The 16975-nt window shown below is 49.6% G+C and carries 14 protein-coding genes; 10 read left to right on the top strand and 4 right to left on the bottom strand.

What is annotated here, in order from left to right; genetic code table 11:
• Positions 1 to 25 precede the first annotated feature (25 nt).
• The 9 genes from AAW31_RS07680 (at position 26) to AAW31_RS07650 (ending at position 9247) form a co-directional block, all read left to right on the top strand.
• Complete coding sequence (locus tag AAW31_RS07680) at positions 26 to 1285, top strand: 6-phosphofructokinase (protein ID WP_046849785.1); 1260 nt, start codon at positions 26 to 28, stop codon at positions 1283 to 1285.
• Positions 1286 to 1427: 142 nt separating this feature from the next.
• Positions 1428 to 3485: a sodium-translocating pyrophosphatase gene (locus AAW31_RS07675; protein WP_046849784.1), complete on the top strand. Its 2058-nt coding sequence runs from the start codon at positions 1428 to 1430 to the stop codon at positions 3483 to 3485.
• Positions 3486 to 3752: 267 nt separating this feature from the next.
• Complete coding sequence (locus AAW31_RS07670) at positions 3753 to 4052, top strand: hypothetical protein (protein WP_046849783.1); 300 nt, start codon at positions 3753 to 3755, stop codon at positions 4050 to 4052.
• A 142-nt stretch (positions 4053 to 4194) separates the two neighbouring features.
• On the top strand, positions 4195 to 5916 hold the full coding sequence (locus AAW31_RS07665; RefSeq protein WP_046849782.1) for a tetratricopeptide repeat protein: 1722 nt from the start codon (positions 4195 to 4197) through the stop codon (positions 5914 to 5916).
• A gap of 31 nt (positions 5917 to 5947) precedes the next feature.
• Positions 5948 to 7036, top strand: coding sequence for a DUF1624 domain-containing protein (locus tag AAW31_RS07660; RefSeq protein ID WP_052752141.1), 1089 nt, complete (start codon positions 5948 to 5950; stop codon positions 7034 to 7036).
• A 484-nt stretch (positions 7037 to 7520) separates the two neighbouring features.
• Positions 7521 to 7670 (top strand): hypothetical protein, encoded by a 150-nt coding sequence (locus AAW31_RS21890; RefSeq protein WP_170828975.1) that lies wholly within the window; start codon positions 7521 to 7523, stop codon positions 7668 to 7670.
• 406 nt (positions 7671 to 8076) lie between these two features.
• The gene (locus tag AAW31_RS22675; protein ID WP_235264528.1) at positions 8077 to 8367 is read left to right on the top strand and encodes a class III extradiol ring-cleavage dioxygenase family protein; all 291 of its coding nucleotides are present in this window, start codon (positions 8077 to 8079) and stop codon (positions 8365 to 8367) included.
• Positions 8368 to 8375: 8 nt separating this feature from the next.
• Positions 8376 to 8741: a DODA-type extradiol aromatic ring-opening family dioxygenase gene (locus AAW31_RS22670; protein ID WP_235264527.1), complete on the top strand. Its 366-nt coding sequence runs from the start codon at positions 8376 to 8378 to the stop codon at positions 8739 to 8741.
• Between the two features lie 149 nt (positions 8742 to 8890).
• Positions 8891 to 9247 (top strand): hypothetical protein, encoded by a 357-nt coding sequence (locus tag AAW31_RS07650; protein WP_046849781.1) that lies wholly within the window; start codon positions 8891 to 8893, stop codon positions 9245 to 9247.
• Between the two features lie 28 nt (positions 9248 to 9275).
• Here AAW31_RS07650 and AAW31_RS07645 read toward each other — a convergent pair whose 3' ends face one another.
• Together AAW31_RS07645 and AAW31_RS07640 are read right to left on the bottom strand one after the other, a co-directional pair.
• The gene (locus AAW31_RS07645; RefSeq protein ID WP_046849780.1) at positions 9276 to 10091 is read right to left on the bottom strand and encodes an SDR family NAD(P)-dependent oxidoreductase; all 816 of its coding nucleotides are present in this window, start codon (positions 10089 to 10091) and stop codon (positions 9276 to 9278) included.
• A 241-nt stretch (positions 10092 to 10332) separates the two neighbouring features.
• Positions 10333 to 11361 carry a fatty acid desaturase gene (locus tag AAW31_RS07640; protein ID WP_046849779.1) on the bottom strand — a complete coding sequence of 343 codons (1029 nt, stop codon included), beginning with the start codon at positions 11359 to 11361 and terminating at the stop codon, positions 10333 to 10335.
• A gap of 145 nt (positions 11362 to 11506) precedes the next feature.
• On the opposite strand from AAW31_RS07640, the gene AAW31_RS07635 reads away from it, so the two are divergent.
• Positions 11507 to 11908, top strand: coding sequence for a MarR family transcriptional regulator (locus tag AAW31_RS07635; RefSeq protein WP_235264526.1), 402 nt, complete (start codon positions 11507 to 11509; stop codon positions 11906 to 11908).
• Positions 11909 to 12029: 121 nt separating this feature from the next.
• Here AAW31_RS07635 and AAW31_RS07630 read toward each other — a convergent pair whose 3' ends face one another.
• Together AAW31_RS07630 and AAW31_RS07625 are read right to left on the bottom strand one after the other, a co-directional pair.
• Positions 12030 to 13658, bottom strand: a complete 1629-nt coding sequence (locus AAW31_RS07630) for a SagB/ThcOx family dehydrogenase (RefSeq protein WP_046849778.1) — start codon at positions 13656 to 13658, stop codon at positions 12030 to 12032.
• A 115-nt stretch (positions 13659 to 13773) separates the two neighbouring features.
• Positions 13774 to 16974 carry a DEAD/DEAH box helicase family protein gene (locus AAW31_RS07625; protein WP_046849777.1) on the bottom strand — a complete coding sequence of 1067 codons (3201 nt, stop codon included), beginning with the start codon at positions 16972 to 16974 and terminating at the stop codon, positions 13774 to 13776.
• Position 16975: the final 1 nt, after the last annotated feature.

Here is a 16975-nt window from a genome sequence, read left to right as displayed (position 1 = left end):
AATCACTCGGGAGAAAAAAAATCATATGGCAATAAAAAATGCATTTTATGCGCAATCCGGCGGTGTAACTGCCGTTATTAATGCCTCTGCGGCGGGCGTTCTGGAAACAGCCCGTGCGCATAGCGACAAAATCGGTAAGGTGTTCGCTGGTCGAAATGGTATCATTGGCGCACTGACGGAGGATTTGATTGATACCAGCGCAGAATCCGCCGAAGCAATCAGAGCATTACGTCATACCCCTTCGGGTGCCTTTGGTTCCTGCCGTTATAAACTGAAAAGCCTGGAACAGAACCGGCGCGAATATGAGCGTCTGATTGAAGTGTTCAAGGCACACGATATTGGTTATTTTTTTTATAATGGCGGTGGAGATTCAGCAGATACCTGCCTGAAAGTATCACAGCTCTCAGATACACTCGGTTATCCTATCCAAGCCATTCATGTGCCGAAGACAGTCGATAATGATTTGCCCATTACCGATTGTTGCCCCGGGTTTGGCTCGGTCGCAAAATATATTGCAGTATCGACACGCGAAGCCAGTTTTGACGTAGCCAGCATGGCTAAAACCTCTACCAAAGTGTTCGTGCTCGAAGTCATGGGCCGTCACGCAGGATGGATTGCGGCAGCGGGCGGATTAGCTTCCAGTAAAGACTGTGAAATACCTATCGTGATCCTGTTTCCAGAAATCACTTTTGAAAAAGAAAAATTTCTCGCTAAAATCGATAGCTATGTCAAGCAATTTGGTTATTGCTCAGTAGTGGTGTCAGAAGGGGTCAAGGGCTCGGATGACAAGTTCCTTTCTGACCAGGGATTACGCGATGCGTTTGGTCATGCGCAGCTAGGCGGCGTCGCGCCGGTAGTGGCCAATATTATCAAAGATGGTCTTGGTCTAAAATACCACTGGGGGGTGGCTGATTATCTCCAGCGTGCAGCACGACATATTGCCTCCAAAACTGATGTGGAGCAAGCCTATGCGATGGGTAAAGCCGCTGTCGAATATGCGATCGCTGGGCATAACTCAGTCATGCCAACCATTGAGCGTGTCTCCAACACCCCTTATAGCTGGAAAGTCGGTATGGCTGAATTATCAAAAGTGGCAAATGTAGAGAAAATGATGCCGGCCGACTTTATTACTGAGGATGGTTTTGGCATTACAGAAAAATGTCGTCAGTATCTCTCGCCATTAATAGAAGGAGAAGATTACCCTCCTTATAAGAATGGATTGCCCGATTATGTCCGGTTGCAGAACACCGGAGTCAGTAAGAAATTGGGTGAATTCAAGCTTTAGTCTCATATAGTTACATTCTGACAGCAAGACGTATAAAATAGGCGCTCTTGCTGTTTCTGGTTCAAATTAGATGATTGATGCGAAATTTCCAGACCAAATTTCGCATGTTTTTCAGGTGGTCTGGCTTTAATTGGAGTTCTTTATGGCAAACGGTTTAACGATCGCAATTATCAGCGCGATTCTTGCCCTGGTTTTCAGTGGCATCTGGATCCGGCGTATCTATGCGCAGTCTCCCGGCAATGCACGTATGCAGGAAATCGCTGCTGCTATACAAGAAGGTGCGTCGGCTTATCTCAAGCGCCAATACATGACCATCGGTATGGTTGGTTTGCTTTTATTTCTGGCCATAGGCGCGGCCCTTTCATGGAGCACAGCCTTTGGCTTTGCCTTAGGTGCAGTGCTTTCTGGTGTCGCTGGTTTCATGGGTATGACCGTATCGGTACAATCTAATGTACGCACGGCCGAAGCGGCACGTTCCGGTCTGAATCAAGCATTGGAGATTGCCTTCCGCGGCGGTGCCGTGACTGGCATGCTGGTGGTAGGACTTGGATTATTGGGGGTAGCAGGGTATTGCGCAATGTTATACAGCGATTCAACTGCTGACCAGGCTATGAGCGACATCATTCATCCACTGGTTGGTTTTGCCTTTGGTGGTTCGCTGATTTCCATTTTCGCACGTCTGGGTGGAGGTATTTTCACAAAAGGTGCAGACGTTGGCGCAGACTTGGTAGGCAAGGTCGAAGCGGGCATTCCTGAAGACGATCCACGCAATCCGGCAGTCATTGCGGATAACGTAGGGGATAATGTGGGTGATTGTGCCGGGATGGCAGCCGATTTGTTTGAAACCTATGCCGTTACCATCATCGCGACCATGATACTGGGTTCTTTGTTGTTCACGTCAGACGCTGCCAACGCTGTTGTTTATCCATTGATGCTCGGTGCGGTCTCGATCGTCGCTTCTATCATCGGTTGCTATTATGTCAAGATGCGTGAAGGCGGCAAAATCATGAATGCGCTTTACCGCGGCCTGGCTGTTGCAGGTGGCATTGCGTTCTTCGCCTATCTGCCCGTCACTGTCTGGTTTATGGGTGGTCTGTCATTAAACCTGGATGGGGTTGATATCGCTGGCGGCGAACTGGTTATGCGCTTGTTTATTTGCGCGGCGATCGGGTTGATCCTGACTGGATTGATGGTCATCATCACCGAGTATTACACCTCGACCGAATATCCACCTGTTCAGCACATCGCTAACGCATCAACGACAGGGCATGGTACCAATATTATCGCAGGTCTGGGCGTGTCCATGCGCGCTACGGCTGCACCTGTTCTGGCCGTGTGTGCAAGTATCCTGATTGCCTATTCGCTGGCAGGTCTGTATGGGATTGCCATTGCCGCTACCGCCATGCTGTCCATGACCGGTATTATTGTGGCACTGGATGCCTATGGCCCCATTACGGACAATGCAGGTGGTATTGCTGAAATGTCCGGCATGCCCGAGTCCGTGCGTGCGATTACTGATCCACTCGATGCCGTCGGTAACACCACCAAAGCCGTTACCAAAGGTTATGCCATTGGTTCCGCAGGGTTAGCTGCACTCGTGCTGTTTGCTGATTATACCTATGGTCTGGAGCATGCTAATAAGTTGCTCACTTTTGATTTGTCTAACCACCTGGTCATTATCGGTCTGTTCATTGGTGGTATGGTGCCTTACCTGTTTGGTGCCATGTCAATGGAAGCCGTTGGGCGTGCCGCAGGTTCTGTCGTCATTGAAGTGCGCCGTCAATTCAGTGAAATTCCGGGTATCATGGAAGGCACAGGTAAACCGGATTATTCACGTGCGGTGGACATGCTGACCAAAGCAGCCATTAAAGAAATGATCGCACCCTCGTTGCTGCCAGTTCTGATTCCTCTGTTGGTGGGCATCATCCTAGGCCCACAAGCACTCGGTGGTGTATTGATGGGCTCTATCATTACCGGTCTGTTCGTGGCTATTTCCATGACAACGGGTGGTGGTGCATGGGATAATGCGAAAAAATATATTGAAGATGGTAACTATGGTGGTAAAGGAAGTGAAGCGCACAAATCAGCAGTTACCGGTGATACTGTTGGCGATCCGTACAAAGATACGGCTGGCCCAGCTATTAATCCACTCATCAAAATTATCAATATCGTAGCATTGCTGATTATTCCTTTGCTGTAGTATTTTGCTGTGCAATGTAATAATTATTGTTATGAAAAAAGCCCATCAGCTTGACTGATGGGCTTTTTTTTTTTCTGGCTATTGACTGCCTTGTCATCATCTTCTCATTGCTTTCTCTTACTACTTTACGTAGGATTGACCGTGAGTGCCTCTGAGCAAATTAACTCTTAAGTTGCTATCCGCTCACTAACAGCCACTCGTGTTGACAGTCTTTATCAGAAACTCTATGTAACTGTTTGTATTAACAACATTCACAGGAGAATTAAGATGAATATTAAAGCACGTACCCTTATCCCCGCGATTGCCCTTACCGCTTTTGTTACACCCATCTTCGCTCATAAATATGAAGCAGAGGTCAAGCTATACCAGCTTCCAGAACCTGTTCAACAAACGATCATTGCCAACTTACAAGGCGGGGAGGCTCAGAAAATTGAAAAGGAAATAATGAATTCAGCCACTACTTATGATGTTCATGTTAAAACACGGGACTGGCGTACTTTTGACATGAGAGTCGATGAAAATGGCAGACTGGTTTTAGAAGGACAGCCTAGTCCCTTATCCTATTGAAAAAGCTGTAAGAGCGAGTTCCTTCTGGTCTGGCAATGATCAGTCAGACCAGATTCCATCATCCCACTCTACCTAGTTCTATTACAAAATCAATCTTAATGATAAAGTAGGATTACCTGTTGTATAGACAAAGAGGGCAATTATGATAGACCAGTTCCTTCGTTTCCTGATTACCGTTACCATCTCGTTAAGCTCACAGGCTCAGATAAATTTAGCACAGGCGGCAGATCAACCCACCTCGGTTCATAAGCATGAACACAGGCAGCCAGCCCATCATCCCGGGCCAGCTGGTCAGCTCGTGCCCAAGCTGCTGAATCTTGGCGCCCATACTTTTCCCGTAAGCACCGACAAACCGCAGGCGCAATTATTCATGAATCAGGGGTTGAATCTGGCTTATGGGTTCAATCATGCCGAAGCAGGCCATGCCTTCAGCGAAGCGGCACGCCTCGATCCTAATTTGGCAATGGCGTATTGGGGTCAGGCGCTCGTGCTAGGACCTAATATTAATGCGATGATGGAACCTCAAACAGAGCAAGAGGCATATGAGCTTGTTCAAAAGGCGGTCTCGCTGATGGCAACCACAACACCGAGAGAGCAGGCACTGATTCGTGCACTGGAAAAACGTTACACGGGTAATGCAGAAGATCGCAGCGCGAATAATCGGGCTTATGCAGCAGCCATGCGCTCAGCACACCAACGTTTTCCGGATGATCTCGATATCGCCATCCTTTATGTCGAATCGATGATGGATGTTCGGCCGTGGGGCTACTGGATGCCAGACGGACAGCCCTATGAAGGCACCACCGAAATTGTCGCGATCACAGAAGAAGTCATGCGTAAAGATCCGAAGCATCCCGGCGCTTTGCACATGTACATTCATCTCATGGAATCCACCTGTACCCCCGAGCGCGCGGAAAAAGCAGCAGATACCTTATTGACGCTGATGCCAGATGCAGGCCATACAGTCCATATGGCTTCGCATATTTATCAGCGGGTCGGGCGCTATGCAGACTCGATGAAAAGCAATCAGCTCGCCATTGCCGCGGATGAAGCCTATCTTGCACAATCCCAGGCGCAAGGAATCTATCCGATTGGGTATTATCCGCACAACATTCACTTTCTCTGGTTCGCAGCCACAATGGATGGGCAAAGCAAGATCGCGCTCGACGCAGCCCGCAAAGCTGCAGACCAAATCAGCGATAACACATTGAATGAATTACCCATCACAGTGATATTCCGTGTTATTCCGTACTGGTCGCTGGCACGATTTGGCCGCTGGCAAGAGGTACTAAAAGAACCAGCCCCCACTGCAACCAATGCTTTCCTGACCGGTAGCTGGCATTATGTGCGTGGTCTCGCACATGTGGCAACGGGCCAACTGCAGCAAGCGGAGCAGGAGCTCGCATCACTTGACAAGATCATGCAGGAAACAGGCTGGGATACGCCGTTATTCTCACAGAATACTGCGCGTAGCGTACTCGCAATCGCACCTAAGGTATTGGCCGGCGAGATCGCCGCCGCTCAAGGAAAATTTGACGAAGCGATTGTGCTTCTCGACCACGCGGTCCGCCTGGAAGATGGCCTGGTTTATACTGAACCTGCCGAATGGCATTTTCCGCCACGACTGGCGCTGGGGGCCATTCTGCTCGAAGCAGGACATGCACACGAAGCAGAAACGGTCTATTGGGAAGACTTGCGGCGCAATCGCAACAACGGCTGGGCATTGTACGGTTTGTTGCAAGCATTGCGCGCTCAGCAGAAAAATGATCAGGCAGCACTCATCGAAGCTCGCTTCAAGAAGGCATGGCAACGCGCTGATATGACGCTCAATGCTTCTCGTTTTGGGCGGCAACCTGAAAGCTGAAAAGCGAGTCCAGCCAGTTTGGTAGAACCACATGAATCGTATTGCAGCAATCGACTGGATGCGCGGCTTTGTCATGGTATTGATGACACTAGATCATGCATCAGCATTTTTTAATCAAGGACGTATTGCAAACGATACCATCATAAAGCATGTGGTTGGATCAAGTTTCGTTGTCGAGCAATTTTTTACTCGCTGGATAACGCATCTGAGCGCACCCACCTTTGTGTTTCTGACGGGAACAGCGATAGCACTGAGTATCGTGCAGCGGCGTGAAAAAGGTTTGGACAGCAAGGCTATTGATCGTGATCTGCTCATTCGCGGCGCATTGATTGCGCTGTTGGATATCATCGTGTTCTCATTCCTCAGTGGAAAGTTGTATCTGCAAGTACTGTATGCGATCGGCGTCAGCATGATGTTAATGGCGCTGCTCTATCGTCTGGGTAGGCGCGTTTTATTGATCAGCGCGCTGATGCTGCTCATAGGCGGGGAAGCGTTCACTCTCCTGTTCTGGCAGCCGCATGAGCAGGTGCCGCTGTGGCTCGCACTGACCTTTGCTCCTTGGTTCAGCGCATCATTCACCGTACTTTACCCGGCGATGCCATGGCTTGCTATCATGATGCTGGGATGGGTATTCGGCGACTGGCTGACAACTCGTCAGCAAAGCAGTTGGCCAGTGGCGCGTGTGTTGCTGACAGTTGGTCTGCTAGCGTTAATCTGCTTTTTGCTGGTGCGGGGTGTCAATGGCTACGGCAATATGTTGCTGTACCGTGAAGACAATTCGGTTATTCAATGGTTGCATGTCAGCAAATATCCGCCGAGCATCAGCTATATTTCGCTCGAGCTAGGGTTAATGATGATCATACTGGCCACCTTGCTATGGTTACAGCCGAAAATAAGCATTGGCCAATATGGCCCTATTCTAGTATTTGGCCAAACGGCCCTTTTTTTCTACCTGGCGCATTTTGCCGTGTTGGCGCTATTGACCCTGCTTCTGGAGCGTGCTGGACTTGGACAAGCCTTTCTTGCTGCTGCCCTGACTCTGGGGTTACTTTATCCCATTTGCTGTGCTTATCGAGCTTTGAAATGGCGGTACCCGGAGAGTATTCTGCGCTTTATTTAAGCTTCATTCCCTGTCCTAATCAAATATGACTCGACGGCGAGCCGCAGATAGTATCCATAATACGGCAAGGTGAAGCCGACAGAGGTAGTTTTAATTCGGAAATAGGATGAGAATCGATGGTACATGAAACGATGCTCAATTTAGGCAATATATTTGATCTGAACCGAACTCAGATTTAGCCAAAAACTCACCACTGTTGCCACTGTTTTAGGAAAGTGGAAACATTAGACTGAGATTGAGTAGAATCAATTTCCCAATATTTTCAATTGGATATCCCATTTAAAATATTGAATCAATCGAACGTAAGAAATTCAGTGGAATAGGTTATTTGTTCTCTACAAGGTTATTTTTCTGCTTGACAATATATTCTCACTATGTTAATTATATTATAACTTTTTCGATAATGAAAAAGTATGTGGTGTTATATATTTTAGAAGATCTATTTAATTTTATATTTTTTCTATAATTATAGGAGACTACAAAAATGAAACTCTCACTCATATTAGCTGTACTCTTAGCCGCATCTTCTTTAACCGCTTGTATGGAACCCAAACCAGGTCAGTATCCACCAAGCGCACTGATGGAACGTGATTCTATGCCGGACAAAGGCGATGAGAAACGATCCAAAGGTTAGCGCTAAACCTATCCACTCCAATATGACGCAAATATGATGATTAAAATACTTTAACCGCCCTCTTAGGGCGGTTTTTTGTTATTGGTGTCTTGATTGAGGCCAGGATTTGATGCCGTTACCGTAATCAGATCCACAAATATTCTCAACTTTACCCTTTCTCAGCAATAATCTTATAAGCTTTGGAAATAAATTACCCATTCCAGTTAACTCTTTCAGCAATAGCCCCTGTTTTATATGCGAGCGGATAAAAATTGTATGCAAAGGCATTATTGCCCGCTTAGTTAGCGTCCGTTAACATTACCTCGCAATAAAAGTAAATTGGTTTGATCCGTTGCTGATGAAAAAATATGCTACTGCAACGCATTAGTCAGCCTTGCGTGAGCATCTTTACCACCAGGAATTTTATATGGCTAGCCCAGCATCCGAAACACTTTCACCGGTTTTGTATTTACCACATGGAGGTGGACCCTTGCCCATTCTAGGTGATAAAGCACATGAAAAGATGGTTTCTTTTCTGAAAGAGATTACCAGCAGACTGGGCACGCCGTCAGCGATTCTGTTTATTAGCGCCCACTGGGAAGAAGAGATAGCGACCATAACAAGTGGCAGTCATCCTAGAATAATCTACGATTACTACGGGGGTTTCCTGCTGAAGCTTATCAAATTAAATATGCTGCACCTGGCCATCCACAGCTAGCCAAAGAAGTGTTTGAACTGATAACAGCAAATGGCATTCCAGCAAGACTTGATGAACAGCGGGGGTTTGATCATGGTTTATTTGTGCTGCTCAAGCTGATGTATCCGGAGGCGCAGATACCCTGCATCCAGTTATCGCTACTCAAGAATTTGGACCCTCGCAAGCATATTGCTCTAGGAAAAGCCATCACTCCTTTACGGAAGAAAAACATCTTGATTATCGGCTCAGGTATGTCATTTCATAATTTAAAAGTATTTTTCTCGCGAGAAATTGATAGCAACAAAGAAAACAATGAATTTGATAGCTGGTTAATTGAAACATGTACCAGTCAGGCTCTTTCACCTAAAAAACGCGAACAGCAACTAATTGAGTAGGAAAAAGCGCCGTCTGCTCGATTTTGCCATCCAATAGAAGATCATCTAGTGCCGTTACATGTTTGCTACGGGGTCGCTTGTGTCGGCACGCCAATAGCCGAAGTGGTGTTTAACCAGGAAATTATGGGCAAAACGGTTACGAGCTTGCTATGGCAATAGAAAAGAAAATTTGGTTTGTATTGACATATCTGCTAGGATTGGCAGTGTGCCCCCAGGCTTATGCACAAGCAGGATCAAGCGAAACCCGCGGCGAACTGCTTTATTTTACACACTGTATTAATTGCCACAATACCAAAATTCATTGGCGTGAGAAGAAAATAGCGACAGACTGGCGTGCCTTGAAGGCAGAGGTGGCGCGCTGGCAGAGCAACATGCATCTTGGCTGGAATGAGGATGAGATCAAAGAGGTCACTCATTACCTGAACGCAGTTTATTATCATTTTCCCGTTACCGAGCATGAAGATCTGACTGAATCTGATCAGATTCATCCTGCTCTTTCACGCTAACAAAGCTTGAATATTACCGCATCGATCCTCAGATTCTCATCTTCAGGCGGACTGCCCAGTCAAAAATACGACCACCCAGCAGCCATCTCGATACCACCGCAGTTTTGGATTCTGCAGGGAGCGCATGCCGTATAGGAGGAAACGATGCGGTCGCTGCATCGAGGACTGCTTTTGCGATAATTTCCGGCCCTGGGGCTTGAGGTTCGCCAGCCAGAAGCCGCGGAAGCGCAGTAAGCAATTTTAGATAAGCAGGCGGATGGGCAACCGTTTTGAGCAATTTAAGCTCCTTGGCAGCAAATTCGGTTTTGATCAGGCCGGGCGCAATGAGCACCACCTTGATACCAAATTTCATGACTTCGCCACGCAAAGTTTCCGATAATGCTTCCACAGCATGTTTGGAAGCAGCATACCAGCCGAAACCTGGAATGGAGATTTTGCCCAGGATGGAAGTGATATTGATGATACAGCCGGACTTCTGCGCGCGCATATGGGGCACGACTGCCTGGATAAAACGGGCATAACCGAAAACATTGACTTCAAATTGCTGATGGGCCGCTTCCATGGAAACGCATTCGATCGCACCCAACTGGCCATAGCCCGCATTATTCACGAGCAAATCAATCCTGCCTTTGCTTGCCAGCGCATGGTTGACTGCTTCTTGGATAGCTTCGGCATCGGTCACATCCAGACAGATGGGTTCGATGTTATCCGAACGGATCTGTTCCAGCCTGTAACTGCGCCGCGCCATAGCGAATACGTAATAATCATTTTTGGCAAGAAGCTCAGCCGTCGCTCTGCCAATACCGCTGGATGCGCCAGTGACCAATGCAACACGTTGTGTCATGATTTGATGTAATGGGGTAAAACTTGAAAAAATAAAGGGTTAATAACCAAAAAGCAATCAAAAACTCATCAAGCTTCACGATTTATTTATAAACATTAACATGCGTAGCTGTCCTCGTGGATAAAATAAGTAAGGGCTGCATTGCGATACCTTACATGAGAATCTATTGGTTGAAATATGTCAACTTGCCTCTGAATTTTCTTGCATGATACCTGGGCAGGCAACGCTGGCATTATTTGGTTTAGAAGGAGGTCAGGAAAGATACGCCATTCGCGCCTACCGCAGAGCCATTCTGAAGGCGTTGTGCAAACTCGTTACTTCGCGTTTCGCTATCATCACCTATCACGCGCGCTACCCTGTTCTTATGGAAGCTCAATAGTTGCTGGCGAAACGGAATAATAGAAGTTGCTTCGTTGGCATACAGCGACTTATGCAATTTTGGCAATTCGTGCCAAGGAGTCGTAGGCTTCGCGTGATGGGCATTGTGATAACCAAAGTTAAGTGTAACAAGATTTAGCCAGGGGTGATTAATGGAAATCGGATTGCTAAAAGTGTGAGACTGCTCATAGTTCCGGTCGCCTTTGTGCTCTATCAGATGGAAGTTGCTATCCACTGCCACAATGTATTCATAATTATGCTGAAGCGCATCCATGAAGCGCAAAACCGTCAAAAAGATGGCATAGGCCAGGAGATAACAGGCATAAGCAAAAGGTGAGTATAGGAATACTCCCAGTAGCAGACCAAATCGGACCACAATGATGCCCATTACCCGCAGCTGTTGATCTTCTTTTTCCTTAAAGAGGAATGGAGCGAACATGAGCACAGTGTGCATGAGGAGCTCTACAGCCGGTATGTATAACCATTCCAATGCCTTCACAATTTTAAATTGGGTCGGATGGCGTGCAAGATAGCTTCGGTAGTCGAAGGTCACGGCATCAACATTGTCTACGTGATGTTTCATGTGATTCGCACGCAAATCATCATAGGTTCCATAGCAGCCGCCGGTAAGCCAATTTAATGCGCTTCCCAACCATGCATTGTGATGCGGTGATTTGAATACGGCGTTGTGCCCACATTCGTGAATCATATAGGCGGCTATGACCATGCCATGAGCCATTGCGAGCGTGCCGGTTATCATGAGCGTCGGATTCAGGGACAAGATTAATGCGATCCCGCCAAAATAAGTTAGCTGGCAATAAAGCAATGCTAAGATAGTTGCCCGTAGGCCGCCCTTATAGCGAAACCAGTTTTTTTCGAATGTATTAATCATGGCTTAGTTCTCCTTTTGCAGCTGCTTTTTATCCGACATGAATGTGGCAATTATACATGCAAATTTACATGTAATAAAGCTGTATAATATTTCCAACAATCCAAATGTAAATTCTGCAAACGCCAGAGGAAAGGTATGAAAATAAATGGTCAAACCTGAGAAGCAGACGAACGCAAGACGACGCCAAGTCATTCAACTACTTAACAGTACGGATCAATATTGGATGGATGCCCTCGGGGACAAGCTCTTCCACGATTTAAACTACTATGACCTTTTTACACAAATGTGGCTAAGACTCGATGATACTTTTCATAAATCTGAGCTGTATCAGTTGATGCCAAACGTCAGCCAGCGTACCGCTATCAAATATGTTCAGATTGCAATCGATCACGGCTTACTCGTTGAACATATCAATCCGGATGATCTCCGTTCCAGGCGGATTACAATGTCCGTCGATCTGGTGCAAAAAATTGAGCTTTTCCTGGATTATTCCATTTCAGTATTTGAGACATTCCCTGCGCCAACATCTCAACAAGGCGACACATAAGCTGATGAAGCTGTGCCAATGGCGTAGTGATGTGCAGATACATGAACAGTTGCTAGTTCAGACAGTTATAGGGATCAATTTTTATTTTGCTTTAACTGCTTCCGGATAATGGCTCATTTTCTTAATAATTCTTCCTGCCGCTAAGATGTGCATAAGGCGGTAGCGTCCGTAGGCGTGAGTCGTCTAGCGCACCGCCGACGGTGAAGTGATAGAGCGATTGCCATGCATGGCCTGATAAGCCAAGCATGGAATGCAGCGCGTCATCGAAATAGCAGCCAATGCCCGTGCCTCGCAGGCCTGCGGCTTCCGCTTCCAGGTAGAGCACCTGGCCGATCATACCGGCTTCATGAAACAGTTCGCGGTAATGCCAGGCTCCTTCGTTTAACGCAGTTTCGAATTCAGCCAGCATGCCCAGCGAAAAGCAGCTATCAGCAGCGATGTCCTGGTGACAACTGATCAGGCGCGCTGTGTCTCGGACATCACCAGCGAATAATCGAAACAAGCCAAGATGCCGAGGTGCGCCGGGCACTTCGGCCCAGTCGGCATCTTCGCGTATCGCTTGGCGTAACGCGGACATGACAGATTTATCTCGCAGAAGCAGGTAGACACCGGGCGTCACACCTATTACACGATGTACAAACAGGATCAGATGTACTCGCGGTAGCCGCTGCCAGATCTCCCACGGAGGTAGCCCAGGACGAGGCAGCAGGGCATCGAGTATTGTGAACCAGCGTTCTGCCGGCATGGCACTGACACCATCGAAACCCATAGCGCTTCGGCGCTGACGAATCAAGGCATCTGCATTCTGCAAACAATCGATCACTGCCAGGGGTGGCCACTGCGTTGACAAAGTCAACGATGAAGAATGAGGAACAGGCCGTTCAGCAGCCAGATGCACCGCATCGATGCCTGCCCAATGGACATGTCTAGCGCTGAGATGGTTGGCCTGCCCGACAAAATTCAATCCACTGGCCAGGGCTGCAGCTGTCTGAGCCGTATACAATAATTTGGGCGCATTTCCACAGCCAATCCAGAGTGCGACATCTACCGCTTCGCTTTCATGCTCTGCAAACTCTCCTGTGCGCGCGACACCCGTTAACGCAGCAAGCACCACATCATGCCAGTTCTCCAATACCTGGGCACGCCAGCCAAGTGTGGCAGCAGCATAGCTGACTGCTGCCAGGGCATGACCGCAGTCGTGTTGACAATAGCGGTAGGCGCGCAGGCCGTACTTCCAGGCTTCGCGCCAATGAATAGAAGTAAGCACCAGCACAAAGCCGTCAGCAAACTCACTACCCCAATCGGAATCTGCCTCAGCGCGCCGCTCCAAGGCATGGTCGTAGCTGACATAGTGATGCACACCGCTTGCAAGGCCATCGCGTGCAGCGGCAAGCACATAGCACTCAGTGGGATGCAAATTTCCGCTGGAAGGATTACAGCGCAATGCCCAGCGTGAGCCCCCGTATTCTTTCCATGCAGACAAACCAAGACTCAGTTCCAGCAGCGTGGCCAAATTGGCCAGATTAATCGCCGCCAGTGTTTGCCGCCGACCACTGCGCACCTCGCTAAATGGAGTCTGTAACGGAGCAGCGCGTAAAGATAGCTTACAGAGTTGCGTTCCCGCATAACGGCGGAACGGATCAGGTTGATTGACCCAGTCCAGGTTGCCGGGTCCCGGGGCATAGCCATCTAAACGGTGCTTACTCGCTTCGTGATAGGCGATAATGGTGGATAATGCGTTGTTATTCATAGGATTCACTCTCAAAATTGTATTTCGCTGTGCTTGCTGACCTCCATTTTCCTGGATTGATCTCTATTTTGATCTCTATCGTTTTTCGCTGCATCAAGTTTCGTTGGCGGCCTAATCAAACTGTTCGCGAACTCAGGCTGGAGTGGACTAAATTCAGGGTATTAAAGATGTCCTCGATCACCTTCTCCTTGCCATCAAACAGCGCATCAGGGCCGCCGGCATGCAGATTGCTGAATGGGGGTTCATATAGGGCAGACGCGGCCATTACACCGCGTGCCGTGAGCTGGTCAATCACCATTTCGACGAAGCGGATTTGGTATGGGGTGAGGCTGCGATCCGACAGAAAGCGGGTGAATGCACTTTGTGCGGCGGTGCGGTCCATACCGACCAGGCTGCGAACAAACCAGGTTAACAAGGGGGCACCGCTGCGCGCCAGTAAGCCATCGAGCAGCGTTTGCCCATCTTCCTCGCCAATTTCGGTCAGGGCCTGCTCCAAACCTTGCAAATCAGTCTCTGTTAATGGCTGATTGCTGCGTAGCCGATGAATCACGAGGTGATCCAGATGGATACCTTCCCAGAAAGTGGCTTCCTGCATCGCGGCGAGATACACCAACTGAGCCTGTACTGCCGGGATAGCGGCTTTTTCTTCCAGCAGCATAGCGATTTCCACTACCCGCTGGCGATGGCGCTCGAACGTGCTAGCATCCGCTTCTGCCAGGGTCAACTGCATTTGCAGCACAGTAAGGTCGAACAGACGTGATTCGATGTCATCAGTTTCGAGCATGCTTGGCAGTCCTGCGATCTCGCGCTGTAGGGTTGCGCGATCGGCATCGCTCAGTGTGTTCCATGCGACGCGCTGCTGGAAGCGCTCCACCGCTTCCAGATGCATGCGCACGATGAAATTCTCGCGGTTCATCGCAGCAACCTCGCTGTAAAGCCCAGCAATAAGTGCATGGCTGAGCCTGGCATCCGGGTCCAGTTCGGAAGATGGCTGCAGGTGGCCGAGTAATTGCACGCGCGCACGAAACAACCGGGTGCTTAGCGGAGCGCTGCTGCTGGTTTCAATACCTTGCGGATGTTCATGGAAAAAGTCGAAGTTAAAGCAAAAATCGAACACGCGGAAATCCTGCTTATCTTCGTCCGGAGCGAACAACCCTGGGCACAGCCGCGTGCCGCGGCCGATCATCTGCCAGAATTTGATCTTGGAATACACCGGCTTGAAGAAAATCAGATTCGCCACCTCGGGCACATCTATGCCGGTGTCGAGCATATCCACCGAGATCGCGATATGGGGCGCTTTGTCCTTGAGCGAAAAATCGTCGACCAAGCTTTGCGCATATTTGGCGTAGTTGTCGATGACGCGCGCGAAGTGCCCCGCATGCTGTGGATAGTGATGATTGAAGCGCGCTTCGATGAACTGAGCATGTGCGTGATTACGGGCAAAGATGATGGTCTTGGCGAGCCGGTCGCCGCCCTCGACCTTATGGCCGTGTTTCATCAGATGTTGGAGCACTTTGTCCACCGTATCGTGGTTAAACAGCCAGCTGTTGATGGCGGCGGCATTCACCCGTTCGGGCAGTCCTTGCTCATTGACCTCATCGCCCCAGTCCAGGCTTTCCCATTGGGCCTTTTCCTGCTCACTCAGCGCGTGGTAATCGATACCCTCGCGCGGAAATTTGAGTTCCACCTGCTGCACGCGCGGCGCAACGAGAAATCCATCAGCGACCGCGGTTTCCAGCTCATACGCATCGGTTGGCACGCCGGGCTCCAGTTCGAACAGATCATAGGTGTTCTTGTCCACCTCTTCACGTGGCGTGGCGGTCAGCCCCACCAGCAGCGCATCGAAGTAACGGAAGATCGCGCCATATTTCTGGTACACCGAGCGGTGCGCCTCGTCGATAATTACCAAGTCGAAATGGCCCACGCTGAAACGGACGACGCCGCTATTGTTTTGATCGATCAACCCCATCATGGTGGGATAAGTGCAGACATACACCCGCCCTTCGGTTTCTTTCTCGGTGACCAGATTCACCGGACTGGACTCGGGCAGATGCGTCTTGAAAGCATTGACGGTTTGCTTCACCAGCGATACGCGGTCGGCCAGAAACAATACTCGCTTCACCCAGCCTGCGCGTTGCAGCACATCCACCAGCGCAATCGCCGTGCGGGTTTTACCCGTGCCGGTCGCCATCACCAGCAGCGCTTTGCGCCGCGCCTGCGTGAACTGCGCAAAAATGCTGCCAATAGCACGCTTCTGGTAATAGCGTCCGGCAATGCTGTCCTTGACCGCGGCAACATCCAGCGCCTGCCGCTGAGTGCGGCGCAGCACCAGCCGCGCCAATTCGTCCTGCTGATAAAAGCCGACCACGCGACGGGGTGGATAAAGAACGTCATCCCACAGCCAGGTTTCGTAACCGTTGGTGGTGAAGATCACCGGCCTCTGGCCGTGCATGGCCGCTAAACAATCTGCGTAGAGTTTGGCCTGTTGCTTGCCAGCGGCCGGATCGACGGTCGTCTTCTTGGCCTCTACCAGCGCCAGCGGTTTACCATCCTCACCCCATAGCACGTAATCCACATAACCTACACCTTGGTCATTGGGCATGCTGCTAACCTTGTATTCACGGTCACGCGCTTGCTCAAGTAGCCAACCCGCGCGCTGCAAATCGACATCGATCAGGTAGTGGCGGGTCTCGCTTTCCGAATAGTCATGGGTATCGGGCACAGCTTCGCTCTTGGCGCGAATCTCGGCCAATTGCGCACGCAGCGCTTGCAGTTCAGCATCAAGCGCGTCGCGTTCCTGCTGTTGCTTCCATACCGCCTGATGCTGCTCGGCCAGCTTGTGCGCCAGCGCCTCCAGCTCCTTACGCGGCACCACCTCGGCATCGTTCAGTGGCTTCGGCACTCTATTATCTTGCCATGTCACATTAGCTGGCAAGCCATCGGGCGCATAGGTGCGCACCAGCCAGTAACAAATATGATGCAATTCCTTCACCACCAGCAGGGCATCCAGCTCACGTACCGGGCGAGTGCTGTGTACCGCCTGATTGCCCATCTTCTGGATCACCCGGACCTTCTGGAATACTGCCTGCGGCAATAGATTCTGAAAACTCGGCTCATGCAGCAAAGCTCCCAGGCTATTGTCGTAGGGTAGGCGCAGGCTGGGCTCAAAACGGTAGAGCCAGTGTACAACTACCTCCAGCGTGAAGCGGGCATGGGAGCAGGCCGCGCGTGGATCACCTTGGATGTGGCCTTCCGCCCAGCTTGCAGATGCGGCGATGTCATGGAATTCGGCGGGCAGGAAGGCGAAATTGCTCATG

The organism is Nitrosomonas communis (genome assembly GCF_001007935.1).
Taxonomy (GTDB): domain Bacteria; phylum Pseudomonadota; class Gammaproteobacteria; order Burkholderiales; family Nitrosomonadaceae; genus Nitrosomonas; species Nitrosomonas communis.
Note: the sequence above shows the minus strand (reverse complement) of the source record. Positions and strands in the feature narration are given on the sequence as shown.